Origin of the sequence: Bacillus timonensis (genome assembly GCF_000285535.1) — a bacterium.
Classification (GTDB): Bacteria; Bacillota; Bacilli; order Bacillales; family Bacillaceae_L; genus Ferdinandcohnia; species Ferdinandcohnia timonensis.
The window spans coordinates 1091671-1115657 of sequence record NZ_HE610986.1 but is presented as its reverse complement, the minus strand read 5'-3'; the positions used below and the strand labels follow the sequence as shown (position 1 = coordinate 1115657).

Annotated in this window: 21 protein-coding genes, 1 pseudogene and 1 other annotated feature; of the genes and pseudogenes, 13 read left to right on the top strand and 9 right to left on the bottom strand. The window is 37.9% G+C overall.

Annotation, left to right across the window (positions count from 1 at the left end; genetic code table 11):
• The first annotated feature begins 253 nt into the window (after window positions 1-253).
• Window positions 254-1609, top strand: a complete 1356-nt coding sequence (locus BTHG_RS14095) for an SLC45 family MFS transporter (RefSeq protein WP_026021823.1) — start codon at window positions 254-256, stop codon at window positions 1607-1609.
• A 71-nt stretch (window positions 1610-1680) separates the two neighbouring features.
• Here BTHG_RS14095 and BTHG_RS14090 read toward each other — a convergent pair whose 3' ends face one another.
• The 4 genes from BTHG_RS14090 to BTHG_RS14075 form a co-directional block, all read right to left on the bottom strand.
• Complete coding sequence (locus BTHG_RS14090) at window positions 1681-2583, bottom strand: EamA family transporter (RefSeq protein ID WP_010677372.1); 903 nt, start codon at window positions 2581-2583, stop codon at window positions 1681-1683.
• Between the two features lie 154 nt (window positions 2584-2737).
• Window positions 2738-4270 (bottom strand): glycine betaine uptake BCCT transporter, encoded by a 1533-nt coding sequence (locus BTHG_RS14085; protein WP_010677371.1) that lies wholly within the window; start codon window positions 4268-4270, stop codon window positions 2738-2740.
• A gap of 67 nt (window positions 4271-4337) precedes the next feature.
• Window positions 4338-5015: a hypothetical protein gene (locus tag BTHG_RS14080; RefSeq protein WP_010677370.1), complete on the bottom strand. Its 678-nt coding sequence runs from the start codon at window positions 5013-5015 to the stop codon at window positions 4338-4340.
• A gap of 209 nt (window positions 5016-5224) precedes the next feature.
• On the bottom strand, window positions 5225-6184 hold the full coding sequence (locus BTHG_RS14075) for an SDR family NAD(P)-dependent oxidoreductase (RefSeq protein ID WP_010677369.1): 960 nt from the start codon (window positions 6182-6184) through the stop codon (window positions 5225-5227).
• Window positions 6185-6450: 266 nt separating this feature from the next.
• Between BTHG_RS14075 and BTHG_RS14070 the strand changes: the two genes are divergently transcribed.
• The gene (locus BTHG_RS14070) at window positions 6451-7926 is read left to right on the top strand and encodes a multicopper oxidase family protein (RefSeq protein ID WP_010677368.1); all 1476 of its coding nucleotides are present in this window, start codon (window positions 6451-6453) and stop codon (window positions 7924-7926) included.
• Window positions 7927-8070: 144 nt separating this feature from the next.
• Here the strand turns inward: BTHG_RS14070 and ahpF are convergent, their stop codons facing one another.
• Both ahpF and ahpC read right to left on the bottom strand, forming a co-directional pair.
• The gene (ahpF, locus tag BTHG_RS14065) at window positions 8071-9651 is read right to left on the bottom strand and encodes an alkyl hydroperoxide reductase subunit F (RefSeq protein WP_010677367.1); all 1581 of its coding nucleotides are present in this window, start codon (window positions 9649-9651) and stop codon (window positions 8071-8073) included.
• A 12-nt stretch (window positions 9652-9663) separates the two neighbouring features.
• Window positions 9664-10227, bottom strand: coding sequence for an alkyl hydroperoxide reductase subunit C (gene ahpC, locus BTHG_RS14060; protein WP_010677366.1), 564 nt, complete (start codon window positions 10225-10227; stop codon window positions 9664-9666).
• 288 nt (window positions 10228-10515) lie between these two features.
• Window positions 10516-10741 (top strand) — a binding site (T-box leader).
• 177 nt (window positions 10742-10918) lie between these two features.
• Here ahpC and proB point away from each other — a divergent pair.
• The 8 genes from proB (at window position 10919) to BTHG_RS14020 (ending at window position 20004) form a co-directional block, all read left to right on the top strand.
• Entirely contained in the window at window positions 10919-12046 is a 1128-nt protein-coding gene (gene proB / locus BTHG_RS14055; protein ID WP_010677365.1) for a glutamate 5-kinase, read from the top strand.
• Complete coding sequence (locus BTHG_RS14050) at window positions 12039-13283, top strand: glutamate-5-semialdehyde dehydrogenase (protein WP_010677364.1); 1245 nt, start codon at window positions 12039-12041, stop codon at window positions 13281-13283. Before proB ends, BTHG_RS14050 begins: the two co-directional genes overlap by 8 nt.
• Before the next feature lie 346 nt (window positions 13284-13629).
• A complete protein-coding gene (locus tag BTHG_RS14045) occupies window positions 13630-14802 on the top strand; it encodes a ParM/StbA family protein (RefSeq protein ID WP_010677363.1) in 1173 nt (390 codons plus the stop codon).
• A gap of 22 nt (window positions 14803-14824) precedes the next feature.
• A complete protein-coding gene (locus BTHG_RS14040; RefSeq protein WP_010677362.1) occupies window positions 14825-15430 on the top strand; it encodes a hypothetical protein in 606 nt (201 codons plus the stop codon).
• A 124-nt stretch (window positions 15431-15554) separates the two neighbouring features.
• Window positions 15555-16751: a class I SAM-dependent rRNA methyltransferase gene (locus BTHG_RS14035; protein WP_010677361.1), complete on the top strand. Its 1197-nt coding sequence runs from the start codon at window positions 15555-15557 to the stop codon at window positions 16749-16751.
• Window positions 16752-16773: 22 nt separating this feature from the next.
• The gene (locus BTHG_RS14030) at window positions 16774-17619 is read left to right on the top strand and encodes a sulfurtransferase (RefSeq protein ID WP_010677360.1); all 846 of its coding nucleotides are present in this window, start codon (window positions 16774-16776) and stop codon (window positions 17617-17619) included.
• Window positions 17620-17892: 273 nt separating this feature from the next.
• Complete coding sequence (gene hprK, locus BTHG_RS14025) at window positions 17893-18831, top strand: HPr(Ser) kinase/phosphatase (RefSeq protein ID WP_026021821.1); 939 nt, start codon at window positions 17893-17895, stop codon at window positions 18829-18831.
• Between the two features lie 111 nt (window positions 18832-18942).
• The gene (locus BTHG_RS14020; RefSeq protein WP_010677358.1) at window positions 18943-20004 is read left to right on the top strand and encodes a tellurite resistance/C4-dicarboxylate transporter family protein; all 1062 of its coding nucleotides are present in this window, start codon (window positions 18943-18945) and stop codon (window positions 20002-20004) included.
• Between the two features lie 158 nt (window positions 20005-20162).
• Here the strand turns inward: BTHG_RS14020 and BTHG_RS27415 are convergent, their stop codons facing one another.
• Genes BTHG_RS27415 through BTHG_RS14005 form a run of 3 tightly spaced genes read right to left on the bottom strand, consistent with a single transcriptional unit; the run spans window position 20163 to window position 21888 of the window.
• Window positions 20163-20315: a hypothetical protein gene (locus BTHG_RS27415; RefSeq protein ID WP_232284474.1), complete on the bottom strand. Its 153-nt coding sequence runs from the start codon at window positions 20313-20315 to the stop codon at window positions 20163-20165.
• On the bottom strand, window positions 20276-20449 hold the full coding sequence (locus tag BTHG_RS26845) for a hypothetical protein (RefSeq protein ID WP_157256212.1): 174 nt from the start codon (window positions 20447-20449) through the stop codon (window positions 20276-20278). The genes BTHG_RS27415 and BTHG_RS26845 overlap by 40 nt, the downstream gene beginning before the upstream one ends.
• A 38-nt stretch (window positions 20450-20487) precedes the next feature.
• Window positions 20488-21888 (bottom strand): purine-cytosine permease family protein, encoded by a 1401-nt coding sequence (locus BTHG_RS14005; protein WP_010677356.1) that lies wholly within the window; start codon window positions 21886-21888, stop codon window positions 20488-20490.
• 506 nt (window positions 21889-22394) lie between these two features.
• Here BTHG_RS14005 and BTHG_RS14000 point away from each other — a divergent pair.
• The 3 genes and pseudogenes from BTHG_RS14000 to BTHG_RS27105 form a co-directional block, all read left to right on the top strand.
• Complete coding sequence (locus tag BTHG_RS14000; protein ID WP_010677355.1) at window positions 22395-23411, top strand: DUF1646 family protein; 1017 nt, start codon at window positions 22395-22397, stop codon at window positions 23409-23411.
• A 53-nt stretch (window positions 23412-23464) separates the two neighbouring features.
• Window positions 23465-23641, top strand: a pseudogene (locus BTHG_RS13995) (ABC transporter ATP-binding protein); the annotation flags it as partial.
• A gap of 97 nt (window positions 23642-23738) precedes the next feature.
• A partial coding sequence (locus tag BTHG_RS27105) for a hypothetical protein (protein WP_010677353.1) occupies window positions 23739-23987 on the top strand: 249 nt, incomplete at its 3' end.

Below are 23987 nucleotides of genomic sequence, written 5' to 3'. Positions count from 1 at the left end.
GATTGCACGATTTTATTTTATGTTGTATACTTATCAAGTTAAAATAATAACATTTATTATTTTGAGAACATGTAAAAATTAAAGAGAAGGTTGATAAAATAAGGATATAAGGATACTTAATCATGATGAAAAAACATACATCATCATTTTTATAATTGCGCAAACGATTGCACTAACATACAGATTATTTTTTAGTTCATAATAAACAATGAAGCTATTTTAGTGAAAGTAGCGTTCATATTAGGAGGATACTATGTTGGCAGAAAAGACTAATCAAATAAATGGCAAAAGTCAACGACAGCAGTTGCCCACTCTCCCAATTCATATGATTTGGATGATAAGTTTCGGCTTCTTAGGTGTACAAATGGCTTTCTCTTTACAAAGTTCAAACATGGGGCGTATCTTTCAAACAATAGGAGCGGATCCCCATACATTAGGCTTCTTCTTTATTTTACCGCCACTAGCAGGTTTAGTTGTTCAACCCCTGGTTGGCTATTTTTCAGATCGAACATGGATGCCAAGACTTGGACGACGCATCCCTTATTTACTTGTTGGGGCTGTTGTAGCGGTTATCGTGATGTGTTTGTTGCCTAACTCAGGTAGTTTTGGTTTTGGTCCAGTAGCAGCTCTTACTTTTGGAGCAGTGGCGATATTGTTTATGGACCTATCATCAAACGTAGCAATGCAACCTTTTAAAATGATGGTTGGCGATATGGTAAACGAAGAGCAAAAGGGATTTGCTTATTCAATACAAAGCTTTCTCTCTAACAGTGGTGCTGTGTTAGCTAGTATTTTCCCTTTTTTATTAACAATGCTAGGAGTTTCAAATAATGCTCCTAAGGGAGTTGTACCACAATCAGTAGTTATTTCCTTCTATGCTGGGGCTGTAATCTTAATTATTTGTAGTTTGTTTACAGTATTCAAAGTTAAAGAATATACGCCAGCTGAATACGCGGCTTATCATGGTATTACGAATGATAAAAAAGAAAAAGTAGGATTCATTGGTTTGCTTCGCAAAGCACCAAAAGTGTTTTGGACGATTTCTTTGGTTCAATTATTCTGTTGGATGGGATTTCAATATCTTTGGACGTATGGAACTGGTGCAGTAGCAGCAAACGTTTGGAATACTGCCGATCCTTCTAGTTCGGCATATCAGTCAGCGGGGAACTGGTTTGGTATTTTATCTGCTGTACAATCAATAGCTGCAGTTTTGTGGTCACTTGTTTTGGCACGTGTACCAAATAACAAACGTAAACCAGGTTATGCAATTAGTTTATTACTCGGTGGAATTGGATTTGCATCGGTCTTCTTCATTCATCACCAAGTAGCATTAGTTGTTTCGTTTATTTTAATAGGTATTGCCTGGGCGGCAATGATGACATTCCCATTCACAATGCTCACTAATGCTCTAGAGGGTGAGAATATGGGTACGTATTTAGGGCTTTTCAATGGCAGTATTTGTCTCCCGCAAATTATTGCTTCTTGCTTAAGTTTTGCCTTATTCCCAGCATTTGGGTCCTCTATGCCGGCAATGATTTTAGTATCAGGTATTCTCCTAGTTATTGGAGCATTTTCCGTTTCAGTGATTAAAGAAACCTATGCTAGATAGGTATGATTCTAGACGTAAAATGGGCTGTCATATTTATGACAGCCCGTTTTTATTATTAGTATGAGTACGTTTTAACCTTCAAGATGCTTCCTGACTCTAAAGAGTCTATTACCAAGTTCATTTAACACAATCGCAACTAAAATAATCGCAGTGCCAAACCATTGAAGTCCTGTTACTGTTTCTGACAAAATGATGCTGGCTGAAAGAATGGCGATTGGTAATTCAATCGATGTTAAAATATTTGCAATTCCTCCTGGAATCAATGGTGAGCCCACTGCGAAAAAGAGTGGGGGAAGAATTGCGCCAAAAAGGGAAACGCCCACCCCAACCGTTACTAAATTTGTCTCCAATGGCAATACAGATGGTAGTTCACGCATGAAAAGAACAAGTATTAAGATGGTGGAACCCGTTGCCATGAGCGATGTTCGAGTCAGTGGGTCTACATTTACTGCGACCTTCCCACTGAAAAAGATAAAACCAGCATAAGTGAACGCTGATAAAATACCAAAAAGGAAACCTTTAAAAGGAAGTCCCTGAATGTCACCATTTACTATATTTGAAGCAAAAAAGACCCCGATTAAGATTAATAGAATAGATAGAATAGTTATAGGGGCAGGTTTTATTTTGCTAAAAATCCACTCTAAAATAATCCCAATCCAAACAAATTGAAACATTAGAATAATAGCCAGTGAAGCCGGCAGATATTGCATAGCACCATAATAAAAGATACTTGTTAATCCGATAAAACAACCGGTTATCATAATTTGAGGGAGATTCTTCTTAGTAAGTCCTTTAAAACTAGGGCGTTTAATAAGAGTGATAGACCATAATAATAACGATGAAATAACCATTTGAATGATATTAATTTGGCCCAGTGAGTAGCCAAAACTAAACCCTAACTTTGCAAATATTGGTGTAAATCCATAACAGCCAGCACCTAATAGTACAAATACAATACCTTTGTTTACTTTCATTATGAAGCCTCCTGCTGCGTAAAATTATTAGACTATTATAGCATATACAGGGGACTGGCTGGCTTTTTCAGTCTTTAAAAGGGGAGTTCTAAATGGGAAGTAATTCAATAAAACATCTCCTTGATTATTCATACCATCAAGGAGATGTTGGGGTTTAACTTTTTATAGAGCGTGTGTTACTTTTAGTGCCTCTTTGTACTTCGGCTTCACTTTTTAAACCTTTTAATAAAGAAAAGCACATGATGACTAAAATAATCGCAAACGGAAGTGCTGCTGCGATAGAGGCCGTTTGCAATACTTCTAATCCTCCAGCTAAGAGCAGTACAGCTGCTAAAGCTGATTGAATAACGCCCCAAGTGACTTTGATTTTATTCGAAGGATTTAATGTTCCACCTTCACTCAACATACCAAGTACAAAAGTAGCGGTGTCAGCAACAGTAATATAATAAATAGCCACGACAGCAAACCCCAAGGTACTTAACACAGAACTTAATGGGAGGTAATCAAAGAATGTAAAGATAGATAATGAGACGTTTTCGGTAATATGGGCCGCTAGGTCATGATTTCCTGTGTTTTGAACAAGCTCTAATGCGGAACCTCCAAATACCGACATCCAAAGACATGTCCCAAGGGTAGGGAAAATCAATACGCCAATTACAAACTCTCTTACTGTTCGTCCTTTAGAAACTCGGGCAATAAACATTCCGACAAATGGCGCCCAGGCAATCCACCATGCCCAATAAAATAACGTCCACGATGCAATCCATTCTCCTTCACCAAAGGGTTGTAACCTTAAACTCATATGAATAAAGTCACTTAAATAGAGACCTGTTGTATTAAAAAAGACTTTTATAACAGTTAAAGTTGGACCAACAATTAAAATCATCAGCATAATCGCAAACGATAAAATCATTGCTGCATTTGATAGGTATTGGATTCCTCTCTCTAAGCCTGTATTTATCGAGATAGTAAACAGGACTGTTGCGACTGCAATCACAATCAACTGAACGATTAACCCATTAGGAACGCCAAATAAGTCATGCATTCCGGCCGTAACCTGCATGGCACCGAGGCCTAGTGATGTAGCAATCCCGAAAACTGTTGCAAATATGGACAGTATATCAATTGTTTTCCCAATTGGACCGAAAATTCGATCGCCTAGCATTGGGTAGAATGCAGAACTTATCGATGCCGGAAGCTTTTTGTTATATTGAAAAAAGGCAAGGGCTAAACCAATGATTGTATAGATTGCCCATGGGTCCAGACCCCAATGAAAAAAGGTGTATTTCATTGCAGTATTAGCTGCATTAACTGTATAAGGGTCACCATAGGGAGGGTTTGTGTAATGGGTAACGGGTTCAGCAACACCCCAATAGACAATCCCGATACCCATCCCGGCACCGAACAACATGGCAAGCCAAGAGGCGGTATTGAAATCAGGTCGGTCCGTTTTTTTACCCAGCCGAATATCACCATATTTTGAGAACAACAAAAATACAGAGAAAATGACAAAGAATAAAGTCGCAGCTAGATATACCCAGCCGAGGTAATCAATTGAACCATTATAGATGATATCCGTGACATGAGCGAGATTTTCTGTAAAGAAGACACCCCAAATAATGAAAATAAGGGTAAGGATGATTGAAATAAAAAATACGCTTGATCCGTTTTGACTTTTTCTGGCCATGGAAACCTCCTAGTAGAAATAAGCATTATTTTTGTAAGGTAATCGAAGAGTTCACTCAAAGATGAACTCACGTGTTCTGGTCTTGAAGATTGTAAAGAAACTCCCATTTGTCAGTGTTCATCAATTCAAACGCTGATATTTCCAGTCCGCCTCCTAGATAAACCGTTTCAGCTTTAACTGCCAGAACCATCGTGATAAATAATTCGGGACTATCCTTTTTTTGATAGATGTCTCCTAAGGCAGGTAGCAATGCATTGTCTACAAGATTTACATTTTGTGAAGGTGCCTCCTGTAAGTCTGCTACATCGCCAGATTTCATGTCTTTAAAATCGATGGGGTAGCTGTTTTTGTCCCGGCCAGGTGCCATTAACATATACTCATTGTGCTTGATTCCGTGAGAATTACTTGTTATGATTCCTTTTTTATCAACCGTTTCAACCATTTCAATTTCATTTAACGAATACGTATCTAGGGAATCGGGTTTTGGGTTGTGAATTAATATATAATCTCCTTCTTCAGCATTTTGATTGAGTTTGAGAGTATAGGCTTTATGGTTAAAAATAAAGCTGTCAAATTCCTTTGGTTTGTATCTCTCAATTTGTGCTGCATTTGTCAAATGCTGTGTTAAATCCTTCAGCTTTATAAGATGAACAGATTGCTTATACATTGGTTTTACCCCATAAACCTTATGTAACTCGTTATTGTAATATACAAATTGTCCTTTTCTGACTTGAAACAATTTCACCTAAAAAACTCCCTTCAACCATAGGTATATCAAACTGTGAAATTTGTTGTAGTGGGCTGCCTCGAATTATCCTTCTTTAGCATGTCTTTTTTTCAATAAAACAATGTAAGAATTGGAAAGATTAAAGTGGAGAAAGGTTGAAGAGTGTATAGAAACGAACAATAAGCCCAATCTGCGCTTATGGCGAGGATTAGGCTTTAGTAAAGGATTTACACAATATGTTTAGACATATAGTCTTCGGTGAGGGATAGGCTCAATCCCCAAATATGTGCGATATTTTGTGGGTTTTTTGCATATTTTGGATAGCTGGTTGAACCAAATATGTTCTTTAATTGGGTAAACCCTTTTTCAGATGTTGCTGAATGTACAATTTCTCTTTTATGATTGATAAGCTGTCCTGTCACATGTTTAAATTCGTTCGAGGTGCAAATATGAAAGTAGGTATCTGCCATGCCTGCTGGAAGAGGGTTCGTGATATTTTGTAGATAGGCAAATGTTTTCCAGATGGATCTCATCTTGTTGATTGTTTCTTTTGATAGTTTTACACGGTTTATTTGAAGAGCGTTTACTTTGATACCCAGTCTTTTATATTCCTCTGCCATTTTAAAGGTAAGCATTAATAGCGCCATTTTCGAATCTCCGTACATCTTATAGGTGCTATATGGGCGTGTATCCTTATGTTCCCCTCGCAAATTGTCAAACTCAATATTCCTCTTAGGATTGAAGAAGTTTTTGATATTGGTCGTACAAGCATGAAGGACTCTTGGATCTGCTGATTTCGATAAGTGATCTATTAATAATTGAGTCATTAAAAAAGGGCCTATTGTATTCGTAGCGAATGACAATTCGATATGCTCTGGACTTAGTTTATATTCGGTTTCACCGTGATTTAAGTAAGCAGCATTATGTATCAGAATGTCCAGTCGCGGGTACTTCGATTTAAAATCCTTGCAACATGAATGAATGGAATCAAAAGAGGAAACATCAAGTTCTATTAGATCTACATCTTTATTTTTAGTTGTCTCAATAATGTCTCTTTGCACAGCATAACTAATCTCCATGTTACGGCAAGCCATAATAACTTGATATTCCTCTTTGGCGAATTTAAGCGCTGCTGCTTTGCCAATTCCTGAATTGGCACCTGTAATTAGAACAATTTTTTCTTTCATCACAAACCTCCTTATTTAAGGTGTTTTATAATAGGAATTTAGCATTGTGAGAATAGTACCATAAGGCTTAAATAAAAGTTGTCGAAGGTTGAATGAAAATAACATAAACAATCGACGAAATGTTGAGAGACCTTACAAAAAAATATGGCGATTTTATGACAATATGGTGATTCAAATTGGACTCGAAAAAAACATAGTAAAATAGACTAGAAGCAAGATTTAGAGCTTAAACTACCAAATAGTTAGAGAGGAAGTAAGGGGAAAAATTGAAATCATATAATAGATTTTTTGCGCTACTAATGACGTTACTTATAATTAGTTTGGCAGGTTGTGGCAAGGAGGAAGACGTCACAAATGTAGGAAAGCTAGAATTTACACAAGCATTAAATATCCCACCACTTGCAGAACCTACAATAGAAGCTGACGGTACAAAAAACTTTACATTAACCATGCAAGCAGGAACCACAGAATTATTACCAGGGAAAATGTCTGACACATTTGGAATAAATGGGACATATTTAGGTCCAACCATTAGGGCTTCTCGCGGGGACAAGGTTTCCTTTAATGTTGTTAATAATCTAGAAGAGACGTCCACTTTACATTGGCATGGAATGAGATTGCCAGCCGTAATGGATGGAGGTCCACACCAAATGATTGAAGCAGGGGAGACATGGACACCGCATTGGACAATTGACCAACCGTCTGCAACTACATGGTACCATCCTCACTTACATGGAAAAACAGCACAGCATGTATACAAAGGACTAGCTGGCATGTTTATTATTGAGGATGAAGACTCGAAAAAATTACCCACATCTTATGGTGTAGATGATATTCCACTTATTATACAAGATAAATTGTTTACGAGTGATGGTCAAATGAAAGAGGATAAAGAAGGGATTTTTGGCACACTTGGTGATGAAATACTAGTGAACGGAACATATGACCCTTATTTAGAAGTGACTTCAAGTCAGGTTCGCTTTCGATTGTTGAATGGTTCGAATGCAAGAGCATATCATTTCGGCTTTACCGATGGTCGTTCTTTTAAACTTGTCGCCAATGATGCAGGGCTCTTACAAGAATCCGTAACAATGGAACGTTTGATGTTAAGTCCTGGAGAACGTGCAGAAATTGTTGTTGATTTCAAACCTGGAGAGGAAGCTATTCTCCACAGTTTTAGCGGAAATAATGGAATCGATAATGGAGAGTTTGATTTATTAAAGATTGTAGTAGCTTCTGAATTAACAGAAACTATACCAATAGATGGTCAGCTTTCAACCGTTCCACCAATCGTGGCGCCAAAGGATGCACCTGTTCGTCAATTTAAGTTAACTATGGAGAATAAGATTAATGACAAATTAATGGATATGAATCGGATTGATGAAATTGTTCCAGCCGGTACAACGGAAATTTGGGAAATTAATAATTTTGGTTGGTCTCATAATTTCCATATTCATAATGCGGCTTTCCGAATTTTGGACATAAATGATAAGGAACCTTCAGAGTATGAAAGAGGTAGAAAGGATACTGTGTTTATTCCAAATGGATCAAAGGTTAGACTTGTAGTAGAGTTTGGTAACTATCCAGACCCTCATGTCCCGTACATGTATCACTGCCATTTATTGCGTCATGAAGACGAAGGTATGATGGGTCAATTTTTATTGGTTGAACCTGGTACAGAGTCACAAGCACAGACCACATTACCGCAAAAAGACAATGAGCATAATACACATCATGAATAAAAGGGATGTCCTAAATATTCAAACACATATAAAAGGTAAGAGCGTTTATTAGAATGCTCTTACCTTTTCTTTTGTCCATATTGGTAAAAAAAGTCACTTTGCTACCGGTAAGGTAATAAAGTGACTTTCGTATATTAATTGATTTTATTGATGTACTAATGTTTTTTGTTCAGCCTCATCAGCAATTGTATCCCAATCGTTTCGGATGATGTAGTCAAATGCGCTTAATGATGCGGTAGCACCTGATCCCATTGAAATGATGATTTGCTTATAAGGACTATTCGTACAGTCTCCAGCAGCAAATACACCAGGTACATTTGTTGCACCATGGTTATCAACGACAATCTCACCCATTCGATTACGTTCGATTGTGTCACCAAGCCAATCCGTATTTGGCACAAGGCCGATTTGAACAAATACACCTTGTAATTCAATATGGTGTTCTTCTTTCGTTTCACGGTCAACGTAAGTAATACCATTTACTTTGTCAGTACCAGTAATTTCACTAGTTTGAGCATTCGTAATAACTGTTACATTTGAAAGACTGAAAAGACGGTTTTGTAGTACAGTGTCTGCTTTGAGCTCTGAGTTAAATTCAAGAACTGTTACATGTTTCACGATGCCTGCAAGGTCAATTGCGGCTTCAACACCAGAATTACCGCCACCAATAACGGCAACATCTTTGCCTGCAAACAACGGACCATCACAGTGCGGACAATATGCTACACCTTTGTTCTTGAACTCAGCTTCACCTGGTACATTGACATTACGCCAACGAGCACCAGTTGAAAGGATTACGGTTTTACTCTTTAGAACAGCACCGTTCTCCAGTTCAATCTCAACAAGGTCTTTCTTTTCAATTCGTTTTGCACGTTGAAGATTCATTACATCAACATCATATTCTTTTACATGTTCTTCAAGGCTTGCTGCGAGCTTAGGACCTTCAGTGCGCTTAACACTGATAAAGTTCTCAATGCCAAGCGTATCCATAATCTGGCCGCCAAAACGTTCAGCAACAATACCTGTACGAATGCCTTTACGTGCTGCATAAACTGCTGCACTGGCACCTGCAGGTCCGCCTCCAACAACAAGAACATCATATGGATCTTTATCAGCAAATTCGGATGCATCTGGAGTACTTCCAACTTTTGAAAGGATTTCCTCTAATGACATACGACCGCTACCAAATGATTCTCCATTTAAGAATACTGTTGGTACTGCCATGATATCTTTACTTTCAACTTCCTCTTTGAAAGCAGCCCCGTCAATCATTGTGTGTGTTATACCAGGGTTTAGTACACTCATTACGTTTAATGCTTGTACAACATCAGGACAGTTGTGGCAACTTAGGCTAATATAGGATTCAAAGTGATATTCACCTTTGATATTTTTGATTTGGTCAATTAGCTTTTGATCGACCTTCGGAGCTCTTCCACTTACTTGCAAGAGAGCTAACACAAATGATGTAAATTCATGTCCAAGTGGGATACCAGCAAATGTTACCCCAGAATCTTCACCAACACGATTTACACTGAAACTCGGCGTTCTCTTTAATTCAGTACGCTCAACTTTGATTTTAGAAGACATTGCTGTCAACTCATCAACGAGTGACAGCATGTCCTTTGAAACTTTATCGGAGCCTGCACTGACTTTTAGCAGTACATCATTTTCTAGAAGTTGAAGATATTGCGCTAATTGTTGCTTAATATCTGCATCTAATAACATTTAAAGCACCCCTTAAATTTTACCTACAAGGTCTAGGCTAGGCTTAAGTGTTTCGTCGCCTTCTTTCCATTTTGCTGGGCAAACTTCACCAGGATTGTTTCTTACATATTGTGCAGCTTTAATTTTATCAATTAATTGGCTAGCGTCCCGGCCAATACCATCTGCATTGATTTCAACAGCTTGAATCACGCCGTCTGGGTCAATGATGAATGTACCACGGTCAGCAGCACCTTCGCCTTCTCTTAGTACATCAAAGTTAGAAGATAGAACGTGAGCAGGGTCACCAATCATTGCATACGTAATTTTACCAATTGCTTCTGATGAATCATGCCATGCTTTATGTGTAAAGTGAGAGTCTCTAGAAACAGAGAATACTTCTACACCAAGTTCTTGTAGTGCTGGGTATTGATTTTGTAAATCTTCTAATTCAGTTGGACAAACGAAAGTGAAGTCTGCAGGGTAGAAGCAAACTACAGTCCAATGACCTTTAAAATCCTGCTCTGTTACTTCGATAAAATCACCATTTTTGTAAGCTTGTGCTGTGAATGGTAGTACTTCTTTTCCAATAAGTGACATACTAAATTCCTCCAATATGAAAATATTTAAAAATAGATTATTAGTATTATTGACTAAAAATCTATAATTATTACTTGTTTATACTAATTATTATATAGACATTATTATTTATGTCAACGGAAATGCAACAATAATTATAATTGAATAGTATTTACTTTTTTAGGCGAAAAAATTCTATTCCCATTCTTTATTTCAAATTATCAATTAGCACATTGACATAGCAACAAATTTGATTCATAATATTCGTAATCTATAATGTAAATGATAGTTACGGACAACGTTTATATAATGAAAGTAATGATAGGGAACTAGTAAATAGTCCTCAGGTAAAAGAGAGTAAAATTCATCGGCTGAAAGATTTTACGCGCCTGCAATGCTATTGAACCTGTCCCTTGAACTGTTAGGCAAAACCTAACCGCTACCTGCGTTAAAGGTATTGAGTGGGTACTTTGAAGGGATTCAGAGTATCAATAAAGGTGGTACCACGAAAGATAATGGTCTTTTCGTCCTTTTTATAGGGATGGAAGGGCCTTTTTATTTTATTAATGGGTTCTAGCTCAACTAAATAAAATAAATGCCTCCCGCGGATGTCACAGATTTTTAAAAGAATTTTCCAGGGCAAGATTGAAAAGGACTGGAGCAAATGCACCAAGGTGTATTTATTATATAGCAATAGTAGGTGGTGAATGAAGTGAAGAAGAAACGAATTGTTGTCAAAATAGGGAGTAGTTCTTTAACGAATCAAAATGGTGGTCTTAGTATTGAGAAGTTGCGTGAGCATGTTGATGCAATTGCACGATTGAAGGAACTTGGGCATGATGTCATTCTCATTTCATCAGGCGCTGTTGCAGCCGGGTTTATGGACCTTGGCTATTCTTCCCGTCCTAAAACAATTGCGGGCAAGCAGGCAGCTGCAGCAGTCGGCCAAGGGCTATTGTTAAGAGGATACACGGAAGAATTTAAAAAACATGGGGTTGTTGCAGCACAGCTATTGTTAACAAGGCAAAATTTTTTATATAAGGATCAATATAACAATGCATATGCAACTCTATCTGAATTGCTTAAACGAAATGTTGTACCCATTATTAATGAAAATGATTCTGTGTCGTTAGAAGAGTTGAATTTTGGAGATAACGACATGTTATCCGCACTTGTGAGTGGTCTAGTTCATGCAGACTTTTTGATTATAATTACGGATGTAAATGGCATATACGATCAAAATCCTCGTACACATCCTGATGCAAAAAGATACAACTTCCTTGAAGATATTCATGATGAATTATTAAGTGGAGCTTCTGAAGAGGGTTCAAAAGTTGGTACTGGTGGGATGAAGTCCAAAATTAAGGCAGCGCAAACGGCAGTAGGTCTCGGGGTTAAAGTGTTTATTGGATCCGGCACTGGAGAAGAAAAGTTTGTTGATATTCTTATTGGAAAAGGGGATGGGACTTATATAGGAAACTCCTCAATTCCTGGTATGAATACATCAAAACAGTGGCTTGCCCTACATTCCATTCCAAGTGGAAAAATTGAGGTTGATCAAGGAGCCGCAGCAGCTATTTTAAGACAAGGAAAGAGCCTTCTTCCTGCAGGGGTTACAAACATTACGGGTAATTTCAGGGTTAATGACGTAGTTGAGGTTGTAAACCTAAAGGGAGATATTATCGGAAAAGGAAAAGTGAATTTTTCCTCTGAACAATTACTAGAAATAAAGGGATTATCGAGCACAAACGCGATGATAAAAGCAAATAGTGATCAAAGGGTTGTCATTCATAGAGATAATTGGGTTAGTCAAAAAGAGAGGAGAGTTAAGTATGAGTGAGTTAATACAAAAAGCGAAAAAGGCAAAAGCCGCAGCGGCTAGTCTAGCAAAAGTAACAACTGAACAAAAAAATAAGGCACTTACTGTGATTTCAGAACAGTTAATGAAAGAACAGGGATTTATTTTGGGAGAAAACAACAAAGATTTACAGGCTGGGAAAGAAAATGGAATGAGTGAATCCTTGCTTGACCGCCTAAAGTTAAATGAACAGCGTATTCAAGATATGGCAGATGCTCTTATTCAGTTAACAAAACTTGAAGATCCAATTGGACAATTATTAGAAGAATGGGAACGTCCAAATGGCCTTAAGATTGCACAAGTTCGCGTTCCTCTTGGGGTAATCGGAATGATCTATGAGGCAAGGCCGAATGTGACAGTCGACGCATCAAGTCTTTGTCTAAAAACGGGGAATGCGGTATTGCTCCGTGGTAGCTCAACAGCAATCCACTCAAATAAAGCGATAGTGAAAGTGATTCAACATGCGCTTGAACTGACAAATCTACCTATTGAGGCTGTTCAATTACTAGAGGATACAAGTCGAGAAACAGCATCTGAGATGTTCAAGTTAAATGAGTATCTTGATGTGTTAATTCCACGCGGTGGAGCAAAGTTGATCCAGACGGTTGTCCAAAACTCGACAGTTCCTGTATTAGAAACAGGGGCGGGTAATTGCCATGTATATATCGATGAAACAGCTGATCCAAAGATGGCAATTGAGATTGCGATTAATGCAAAAATCCAACGTCCTTCTGTTTGTAATGCGATTGAAACGGTTCTTGTGCATAAGGATTGGGCTTCAAACCATCTGATTGACTTAGTAACAGCCTTACAAACGAAGGATGTTCAAATTCATGGCGATGAGGCAGTCCAACAAGTAGGGATGGATATTATACCTGCTAAAGAGGAAGACTGGGGAACTGAATTTTTAGGGCTAGAAGTTGCGTTAAAAGTCGTTGAAAACGTTGACGAGGCTATTACTCATATTAATAAATATGGAACGAAGCATTCTGAAGCAATTATTTCTCAATCAGTTGAGAATGTAGAGCAGTTTTTTACAGAAGTGGATGCTGCGGCGGTTTACCACAATGCGTCAACTCGTTTTACAGATGGATTTGAATTTGGATTTGGCGCTGAAATCGGAATTAGCACACAAAAACTCCATGCTCGTGGGCCAATGGGATTACCAGCTTTAACCTCAACTAAATATACCATTCGAGGGAATGGGCAAATAAGGTAATTTTTGATTATGTAAAAGGGATGTTTCCAACTAATTTGGTCACATCCTTTTTTATTTTCTGATGTTTACAAATCTGTATACATGTATGCAAAAAGTAAACAAGGTGTATACATTTCCGTTTACATGTTTACAAATCTGTATACATCCCGGAACAACAACATGTGTACAACTTTGTATGTGAAGTTTACAAAAATGTATACAAAAATCGACATGTTTACAAGGTGTTTACAGGTTTACAGTTATGTTTCTTTTCAGTGAGAGTCATTGTGGAATCTAGTAATCTCTTATACCCTTTTAGTAGGCATACATAAAAAAATCTACTAATTAGAAAAGGGATGATGTTTGAATGTCTATATCTAGAATTGCAGCAGTTGATGTTGGTAATGACTCAGTTAAGGCCATTTTTGGGGGACTAGAGTACGAATTAAATATACCTAATATTATTGCAAGAGATACCGAGGATCGACCTGTAATAGGAATTGAAGAATTAAATAGCAAGGACCCTCTTGAAGGGATTCATATTAGAGTACATTCCCCTGCCCTAAAGGAAAATAATGCTATATATCGGATAGGGAATTTGGCTACTAAGAGTGGCGGTGCATCAGAGTTGGACCCAGGAAGCAGTAAATCCGATGAAGACCAAACCTTAATTATGCTTTTTGCTACATTGGCATTAGACGCAGTAAGAGAAGAGAATGCAACTTCTTTCCCACGTGCAAAAAATGTCATAGATGCTAATTATACTTTGGGAACAGGCCTTCCACTGCGAGAAGTAAAGGAAGGTAAAGATGCCGGGTACCGTTCCAAACTAACAGGTTCCGTACACCAAGTGGAATTTCTTGTAACGCCGAAATACCAGGGGTTAAAGGTAAACATAAAATTTAATGAAGTTAAAATCTACCCAGAAGGGTTTGCCGCTTATATTAATCTTGTAATGGACAATAATCTAAAGGTAATAAATAAAGATTTAATTGATAAGCGAATTTTAATTCAAGATATTGGTGGTCTTTCGACGGATATTGCGGTGATTCGAAACCGTACCGTTGATGATGATAAGGCTCAAGGTTTTAACCTCGGGGTATCTGAATCGTTAGAGGCCATTAGAGAAGAAATTCGTTCCAAACACGGAATAGAATTGGATAGCCGCCGAGATGTTGTAGACATTATCACAAGAAAAAATAACCGAAATCACATTATGGTAAAAGGAAGTCGGACAAGCGTTCATGATATAACAGATCGCATCCTACTTGAATTAGCGAAAAAGCAATATCGCTTACTGCGCAATGTTTGGTTGAAAAATTCACAAACTGAAATTTGCTATTTTGTTGGTGGAGGGTCTATTGTTTTAAAGGATTATCTCAAAACATTAAATAATAACCTAGATGGATATAATATTGAATTCTTTGAAGATGAGAAGGAGAGCATTTGGATGATGGCGAATGCTTATTATAAACTCATTACTGATTATGTGAAAAAGAATGAGAAGCAAAAGGTACCACAAGAACCGGTAAAAAAATAAGATAAGGTGACAAGGTGATCCTATGAAAAAGTCAACCTCAATAGAGGTGAAGAGGGGCCAAGCAATATCTTTTCGAGTACCATCCGATACACCTGACCATTTATTAAAACATCTTCAAAAGCTTAAGGAAACAGAACGTAGAAATTTTTCAAGTAAAATTGCTGAGTTTGTCTTGCAGGGAGTTGGTCAGTCTTATTCAAGGGAACGGGAGGTAATTTCCGTTCCACTCCCCCAATCACTAAGCAAATCCCAGCGCAATTGGTTAAAGCACGAGCATTCTCAAGCCTTACTAGGGAGTATTATTTATCATCTTTTGGCAGATCCAGTGCGTGCGACTTCACTACTAGCCTCGTTAAATAGCAAATCTATCGACTTAGATGAAGCTTTGTATCTTCAAGAAGAAGTGCCGGTGAAGGAGCAAATAATTGAGCGTAACAGTGAGGAAGGTCCGTCACCATCCTTTGAAGAAGTAGCCACAGCTAGTGATGAAACCAGCTACGATGATGATTTAGCTAATTTTAACTGGGAAACTGCAAAGCAAGACGAACCGTTTGAAGACGAAAAGGATTCTGGAGAGGCGGATTTAGACAGCCTCTTAGGAGATTTCCTTTCTGCGATGAATAAGTAATAAAATTAAATTGTAGGAGGCAGCTCCTCGTTACTTTTATGTAGCGAAGGGATGCCTCCTTTTAAATTGGTGTGAAGAGATGTATTATAGGTAAAAAGTAGATACATTAGATAGGATGGAGATAATGGGAACGGAATTGAATATAAAGGTGAAATCTAATCTGGTTAATAAGTATAAGGGAGGGTATCCTCTTGTCACAAAGGAAATATTGAATCATGCCAGTTCTGTAGAAGAGGGTGTACTTATTAATCTTGTTGATGAAAACCATTCTTTTATAGGAAAGGGTTATTATGGTAAGCAAAACAAAGGGTACGGCTGGGTGCTTACGAGAAATAAGGATGAAAAAATTGACCAATCATTTTTTGAAAGGAAGATTAAAGCAGCCTTAGAGAAAAGAAAGTCCTTTTTTAATGATGAGGAAACGACCGCCTTTCGGGTATTTAATGGAGAAGGAGACGGAATCGGAGGATTCACTATTGACTATTTTGATGGTTACTACTTAATTAACTGGTATAGTAAAGGAATTTATACGTTTTACGATTATGTGATTACCTCACTTAAAAATCTCGCCCAGTACAAAGCAATTTATCAGAAGAAGAGGTTCCGAGCTGATGGAAAGTTTATTGAGGAGGATGGCTTTGTAGATGGTGAACGTGGACAGTTCCCGATTATTGTAAAAGAGAACGGTGTTAATTTTGCTGTCTATTTTAACGAAGAAGCGATGGTTGGGGTTTTTCTCGATCAACGGGATGTGAGAAGGACAATTCGCGATAAATACGCAAAAGGGAAGACCGTGTTAAATACCTTTTCATATACAGGGGCATTTTCCGTTTTTGCAGCATTAGGGGGAGCTGCTAAGACAACGAGCGTGGATTTGGCTAATCGAAGTTTACCGAAGACTATTGAGCAGTTTAGTGTGAATGGAATTGATTATGAAGCCCATGACATTATCGTTGAGGATGTTTTTCATTATTTTAAATATGCAGGTAAAAAGAATCTAAAATTTGATATGGTTATCCTTGACCCACCGAGTTTTGCGAGATCGAAGAAATTTACCTTTAGTGCGGAAAAGGACTATAAAAATCTCTTGAAGGAAGCAATTGCGATTACTGATAATAATGGGGTAATTGTCGCTTCTACAAATAGTGCTTCGTTTGATATGAAAAAATTTAAAACCTTTATTGATACTGCATTTAAGGAAAGTAACGGAAAATATAGTATTGTAGAGGAGTTTTCATTACCTCAAGATTTCCAAACAATTAAGCAGTTTAAGGAAGGAAACTACCTAAAAGTCGTATTTATCAAAAAGCTGAATGGCTAGGAATGAAAATGGAGGCGATGAGATGAATTTCGTAGTGAATAAAGATTGGCTAGTAGAACAATTACAGACCAAGGAAGTCATAATAGTAGATTGCCGATTTGCATTAGGTAATCCGACTCAAGGGGAACGACTTTACCAGGAAGGCCATATCCCTGGGGCTTTTTACTTTGATTTAGAAAAACAATTATCTGCGCTAGTTGCAAAACATGGAGGAAGACATCCGCTTCCAGACTTAGAACAGTTTAAGCATGAAATTGAGAAAGTGGGAATCAATCATTCAAAAGTAGTTGTTGCTTATGATGGGGGAGAGGGCCAGTATGCATCTCGTTTTTGGTGGTTACTTACATATATCGGACATGATAAGGCTTATGTCTTAAACGAAGGATTTAAAGGTTGGGTTGAAGCGGGTTATCCGATTACAAAAGAAATACCGAAAGTAGTAGATTCTGTTTCATTTAAGGTAAATATACGCAAAGAAATGCTTGCTTCTTATGAGGAAGTAAAAGAAATCGTTGACCTGAAGAAAAAATCTCCAATCTTACTAGACTCGAGGGACGAAAGCCGCTATTTAGGGGAAGTCGAACCTATTGATCGAATAGCGGGACATATTCCAGGTGCTATTAATAAGAACTGGGTAGAAGGCTTGGAACAAGGAACCTTTAAAAATAAAGAAGAACAGAAAAAGAGATTTGCAGATCTTAACGAAGAAGATGAGATTATCGTCTATTGTGGCTCGGGTGTAACCGCGACTCCGAACTATATTGCATTAAAAATGGCAGGGTTTAAAAATGTAAAACTTTATGCAGGAAGCTATAGCGATTGGGTCTCCTATGAGGAAAACCCGGTTGCAAAGGGGAAAGAAGAATAAGAATCAATAAGGGAATTAGGGCCTTTCCAATGGGGGAGGTTCTTTTTTTGATATAGCGGACGAACCTTTGAAAATATCGGAGAAAAAAGATGCGGGATATCGGAAAAAGATTGTCATCAAACTAAAACTGAATTTATCGGACAAGCCGAAAATTCCACCCACAACTAAATATTCATGTTGTAAATGTCCTCAAAAAATACAGCCAATCTAATGACGTTTGTTCCACTATTAAAGTATAATTTTATTAAAACATGAATTGGACGGTGAGTGTTGGTGAAAAAGATAACAGTGGGAGACTTGGTCCGTAAGTTTTCTTTAAAGGTATTGGCTGGTGAACATCAGTTAGAGAATACAATTACACAATCTCGGGTGCATCGTCCGGGTCTCGAGTTTGTTGGTCATTTTGACTTTTTTCCGACAGAACGGGTTCAAATTTTAGGGAAAAAAGAAGTTACATATTTACATAAACTCACAAAAGAAGAGCGTAAAATCCGGATTGGGAATATTGTTCAGTACCATCCGCCTTGTTTCATCGTTACTTGTGGAGAAGATGGTCTAACGTATTTAAAAAAGCACTGTTTAGAGCAGGGGATTCCATTGTTGGTTACAAGAGAGCCTGAAGTAACCTCCGATTTTATCGTGAAATTGGATGCTTATTTAATCAAGGGATTAGCAGAGGAAGTTGCTGTACATGGAGTTTGTATGAATGTGTCTGGGATTGGAATTCTTATTCGAGGGAATTCTGGAGTAGGAAAAAGTGAAACAGCACATACATTGATTCGTAGGGGACATCGTCTAGTAGCAGATGATATCGTCGTTTTAAAAAAACTAAGCCCCCAAACCATTCTAGGGACGCATGATGAAAAGACAAAGGAATTTTTAGCCCTCCGTAGTATTGGCTTATTAAATGTAGTCCGGATGTATGGACGTAAAGCATTTCAGGATGAAACGCGTATCTCCCTTGATATTCATTTAACAAAATGGGAAAAAGATGGTTTGTATAATGACTTGGACCAGGAAATCAACTCGATGGAATATATGGGTGTTAAGATTCCCTCAATCGAAATTCAACTACAGCCAGGACGCGATGTGGCAGGGCTCATTGAGGCAGCTGCGAATAACTGGTATTTAAGGCAACAAGGGTACAACGCAGCGGAGGAGTTCATGAACAGGATTGAGGAAGAAATAACAAATTCCACAGGCGATAAATAAAGTGAATCAGTAACATGAAGCCCGGTTTAGCTACAACTGGGTTTTTTAAATACAAAAATACATAGGGGTTTATGAATAGGCAATATTATAATAGATGTTTGATAATAGGAGTTGGACATTATACTTACATTTCTTAAGAAACAATCGGAAGATCTCTTCACTGGTTATTTTGCATTAGTAATGGCTACAGGGGCCTTATCGATAGGATCATTTTTGCTAGGGATTACGTTTATTTCTAAGATATTACTATATGTGAATGTTGTTGCATATCTATCATTATGGCTGTTGACGATTGTTCGTTTAGTCTCTTTCTTTCCAAAGGTAAAATCCGATATTACGAGTCATACACAAGGACCAGGCTTTTTTACCTTGGTTGCAGGAACCTGTGTTTTTGGTAGTCAGTTAATTGTTGTAGGTAATCAATTTTTGGTGCCTCTTTATTTATGGGGGCTGGCTATTTTCTTATGGATTGTAATTATGTATGTGTTTTTCTCGGCTGTTACGGTTCGTAAAAACAAACCTACTATTTCTGAAGGGATAAACGGTGCCTGGTTAATCGCAGCAGTTGCAACGCAATCGATTTCTATTCTGGGTACACTTCTATCACCGAATATTAATAATGGGCGAGAAATCATTTTGTTCGTTACAATCTGTATGTTCCTTTTAGGATGTATGCTGTATTTAAATATCATGACACTTATTTTTTACCGTTGCACGTTTGTGGAATTTAAATATGAGTCTCTTACACCGCCTTATTGGATCAATATGGGGGCCGTTGCGATTGCAACATTAGCTGGATCCACACTGTTGTTACATGCCGACAATGGGGTGCTGCTTGTGGAATTTATTCCATTTTTAAAAGGATTTACATTGTTTTTCTGGATAGCGGGTACATGGTGGATTCCATTGCTTTTTATCCTCATGATCTGGCGGCATCTTTTCCATCATTTTCCCCTTTCATATGATCCTCAGTTTTGGGGAATGGTCTTTCCTCTTTCCATGTACACAACGAGTACGTTTCAGTTATCAAAGGCTTTAGGAGTTCCATTTCTCACTATCATTCCGAGGTTTATGGTGTATATTGCGTTATTAGCTTGGATTGTTGTGTTTATGGGACTCATCCATCGACTGTATAAAAATGTGCGGTATCATTTTGGGTCAGCTACGAATTAGACGTAAAAACGGCAGATTCCTCTGCCGTTTTTACGTTCCTATTGGCCCTGCCAAATGTGGATGAGGTCTTGGTTTTGTCCTCTGGCAAAAACATCAATTCGATTTGGATTCCAAGATACAGCTGCGGGTTCTGATGTGAGGGTACCGCCGAGGTCTTCCTAGTCCTCCCAGCGGGAACCGTTCCAGGTCTTTTTATAAAGTCGGTTGCCGTTCCCTCGAACAAAAACATCGAGCGTATTTGTTCTACGGGAGGAAACTGCTTGACCACTCGTTAGAACACCGCCAAGGCTCTCCCAATCATTCCAGCGGATTCTGTCCCACCATTTGTGATAAAGGGTATTGTCAGGGATTCCACCACTTTTTTCATTAGCATATGTGTGGAGGGGATAATTGGGAATGAAAAAGTAAAAATTGAACCTAAAATACTTTGGTTACTATTTTCCATAAAAAACCCCCTACACTTCAATGTAGAGGGTTAAAACGTTAAGCGACGTACTCTTCTTTTTCAATATCAGTTGCTTCTTTTTTTATATAATATTTTCCTTTAGTAGCAATTGCCAAAACAATTGTTAGTATAGAGGCGAGGATGGCTGCAAAAAACGCTGCCGTACTTTGTAAAAATGTTCCTATAAACCCTAGTGCGGCCACTGTGCCAAGGATACTTGAAATTAACAGTGCTCCAACACCGACGGGATTCCATTTAAACAAGTTCTCTTGCCTTGCTTCATAATATCCAGGGCTAAGTTTTAAAATTTTCTTAACGAAAACAGCATCTGTAACCAAGATAGCCGCCCATGATAATAGGAAGACTCCTTGGAAGGTTAAGACTGTTCCGAGATGATTGACGATATCGCTAAGCATTAAGATGATGGCAGTAACTCCGGTTACAACAACCCAAAAGCGTCTTCCTGGTTTAAAATTAAAAATGTTTTCGAAGAAGTTTGAAAGTGATAGCGAACCACTGTAAATATTGGTCACGTTAATTCTTACTTGAGTAATCATCGTAAATAATGCTCCCCACATGCCTAGAAGCGTTACGATATACACACCAGGATTTGGCTCACCTAAACGAACACCAAACCAAATACCTAATCCACCCATTACACCAAAACAAAAGATTTGCGGGATAAATCCGATAGCAAATATTCCGATTTTCATGTCCTTAGGTTTAAGAAAACGTGCATAATCAGATGCCAGTAAGGGAGTTAATCCCATTATCCCATGTTGCATACCAATACAGAGCAAGAGGGCAGTTCCTCCAATCTGAACATTTTCAGGCATATAGGACCAGAAGCTTCCATCATAGACAGATGGTTTGATGGCAGCTACCACAATTGCTGCAATTAAAAAAACGCCAAACAGTGGTAAAGACCATTTTTGTAATTTGTCCAATTGTTTGATTCCAAACCAATTTAAAGGAATGACGAGGGTGCCAAAGAAAAGAATTAATGCCCATTCAGGAATAATAGGTAAGAATTCGTGGACTGCGGATACTAGAATTAAACCTTCAAGTGCACAATACATGATGAAATTTGTGGCATAAATAATGGAGGTCAATGATGCGCCAATATAGCCGAATCCGCCACCCCTTGATAATAAATTGACGTTCATACCAGACTTTGCAGATAAGTACGCAATGAATGTTCCAAGAATACCGGCAACGATAATCGCATATATAGCGGAAATGATAGCGTTAATAGCACCAAACTGAAGCGCCATAACACTTCCCATTTGAAAATAAAAAATAGCCGTTGCAATTCCGAATGTAATATTCGTTATACTTAACCAACCCATGTTTCTCTTGTTAAGTGGTACTCTATCCAATGAATAATCATCGCTCTGCGCTTCATTGCGATTTTGCTCAGATTGGATACCAGATCCCATCTTATCAACTCCCTATTTGTGAATATTTTCACAAGTGTGCATCTTGTGAAATAAATAGTAATGTACAGTTTGCTTAACTAGTCGTAAGTATATCAATGATTAAAGATAGGTTGCAACCGCGGTATTCCCACATATTTCGTCTTAAGGCTTCGTAAGACCAATTCTAGTCGACATAATCTAGTTCTATCTTAGAAATGGTGCCATATTCCGAATCATTCACCACAAACTCCTTTAAATATGCGGTTATTGAGTTCAATGAGATATTTAACTCAATTTATAATGAAAAACTTTCGGATTTCATCGGTGAGGGGTAAACATATTATATGATATTAATAGGTAGTAGGATATTCATGTGGAAAGAATTTTTGTAAAGTATCTTCTGAAAAGTATGCTAAAATAAAAAGAGTCGGGATAACGTTATCATAGAGAAAATATGAAATCTACCAGCACTACATAAGGTTTACTATTAAAAGTAGTCATGACTACAAGGATCGGAGGAATAAACTTTGTTTGCAGGACTTATCATTATTTTACTACTCGTTCTATTTTTACCTTTCGTTATAAAACCAATTGAACGAAACTTAGAACCCTTTTTATTTGTTATGGGTTTTCTTGCGGCACTAGTAAGTGGCGTCTTTAATCTAGAATTATTCATTCATGCTTTGAAAGACCCGATTTTCATTACACTTGCAGTGCTTATAGCGGGCTTGTTATTCAAGTGGCTTAAGAAGCCAATTGAAGGGGCAATATTAAACGTTAGCCACAAAATGGATATTCGTCTATTTCTTGCAATAATCATTGTGATTTTAGGACTATTGTCCAGTGTGATTACTGCAATTATTGCTGCGATCGTGCTCGTATCGATTGTAAGTACCTTAAGTTTGGACCGCAAAACGGAAATACGAACTGTTATCCTAGCTTGTTTTTCGATTGGGTTAGGTGCCGTACTTACACCAGTCGGGGAACCACTATCAACCATCACAACAAATAAATTAAATGAGGATTTCTTTTACCTTTTTGATTTGATTGGTGTTGAAGTTATTATTGCAGTAATTGCGATTGGTATTGTAGCATTCTTTGCATTAAAACCAATTGAGGGTGCAGGTGGCTTGGATGGGGACAACCAGGCAGAAAGCTACTCTGAAATTATTATTCGTTCGTTTAAAATTTACTTGTTTGTAATGGGGCTAACATTACTAGGGGCAGGTTATGAACCATTAGTAAATGAGTATTTACTTCATTTACAACCAGGAGTTTTATACTGGATCAATATGATTTCAGCCATTCTCGATAACGCCACACTAGCTGCTGCCGAAATTAGTCCATCTATGAACGCGGAAACCATTCGTTTCTTGTTGCTTGGACTAATCATTAGTGGTGGAATGCTAATCCCAGGAAATATTCCAAATATCATTTCAGCGAACAAACTTGGAATCACAAGTAAAGAATGGGCGAAATTTGGTGTACCTTTTGGATTAGTTGTAATGGTAGTATTCTTTATTTATTTGCTTATTATGGGATAAGAAAAGAATGGAAAGCCACTTGCTTAAAAATTGAGCAAGTGGCTTTTTTTGTGTCTTCATTTATCATTGCTCACCGCTTGAAAACCATTGAAAATGCTGATCGCATATTGGTTGTTCAACAAGGAGAAATCATTGAGTCAGGTACACATCAAGAGCTTATACAGAAAAAAGGCTTTTACTTTGATATGTACAACAGTCAGTTTAATCTTCGGGAGAATACAATAAGTTAGTTGGAGTAGGATATGAAAGCCAGCCTGGCAGACTAAGACAGGCTGGCTTTCTGCATTTTGATTTGGGAAGTGGGCTTTTGATTTGGACAGGAGGGAGATGAAAGATGTGAAAATGAGTCCGAAACAGGGGCTCATTCAGACAAAGCAAGAGAAAAAGAGAGTGCTAGGGTCAGAAAGAGGGCATGATTTGGACAGAGGGGAGATGAAAGCTGTGAAAATAAGTCCGAAACAGGGGCTCATTTGGACAAAGCAAGAGAAAAAGAGAGTGCTAGAGTCAGAAAAAGGACTTGATTTGGACAAAAGGGAGATGAAAGATGTGAAAGAGAGTCCGAATGAGGGGTTGATT

Excerpts from the sequence above, each read along its gene's own strand:
- BTHG_RS14040 (WP_010677362.1), top strand. The coding sequence starts at position 14,825 with ATGAAAAAGTCAACCTCAATAGAGGTGAAGAGGGGCCAAGCAATATCT.
- BTHG_RS14045 (WP_010677363.1), top strand. The coding sequence starts at position 13,630 with ATGTCTATATCTAGAATTGCAGCAGTTGATGTTGGTAATGACTCAGTT.
- BTHG_RS14030 (WP_010677360.1), top strand. The coding sequence starts at position 16,774 with ATGAATTTCGTAGTGAATAAAGATTGGCTAGTAGAACAATTACAGACC.
- BTHG_RS14005 (WP_010677356.1), bottom strand. The coding sequence starts at position 21,888 with ATGGGATCTGGTATCCAATCTGAGCAAAATCGCAATGAAGCGCAGAGC.
- BTHG_RS26845 (WP_157256212.1), bottom strand. The coding sequence starts at position 20,449 with ATGGAAAATAGTAACCAAAGTATTTTAGGTTCAATTTTTACTTTTTCA.
- BTHG_RS14085 (WP_010677371.1), bottom strand. The coding sequence starts at position 4,270 with ATGGCCAGAAAAAGTCAAAACGGATCAAGCGTATTTTTTATTTCAATC.
- BTHG_RS14035 (WP_010677361.1), top strand. The coding sequence starts at position 15,555 with ATGGGAACGGAATTGAATATAAAGGTGAAATCTAATCTGGTTAATAAG.
- ahpF (WP_010677367.1), bottom strand. The coding sequence starts at position 9,651 with ATGTTATTAGATGCAGATATTAAGCAACAATTAGCGCAATATCTTCAA.
- ahpC (WP_010677366.1), bottom strand. The coding sequence starts at position 10,227 with ATGTCACTTATTGGAAAAGAAGTACTACCATTCACAGCACAAGCTTAC.
- BTHG_RS14090 (WP_010677372.1), bottom strand. The coding sequence starts at position 2,583 with ATGAAAGTAAACAAAGGTATTGTATTTGTACTATTAGGTGCTGGCTGT.
- BTHG_RS14095 (WP_026021823.1), top strand. The coding sequence starts at position 254 with ATGTTGGCAGAAAAGACTAATCAAATAAATGGCAAAAGTCAACGACAG.
- BTHG_RS14075 (WP_010677369.1), bottom strand. The coding sequence starts at position 6,184 with ATGAAAGAAAAAATTGTTCTAATTACAGGTGCCAATTCAGGAATTGGC.
- BTHG_RS14050 (WP_010677364.1), top strand. The coding sequence starts at position 12,039 with ATGAGTGAGTTAATACAAAAAGCGAAAAAGGCAAAAGCCGCAGCGGCT.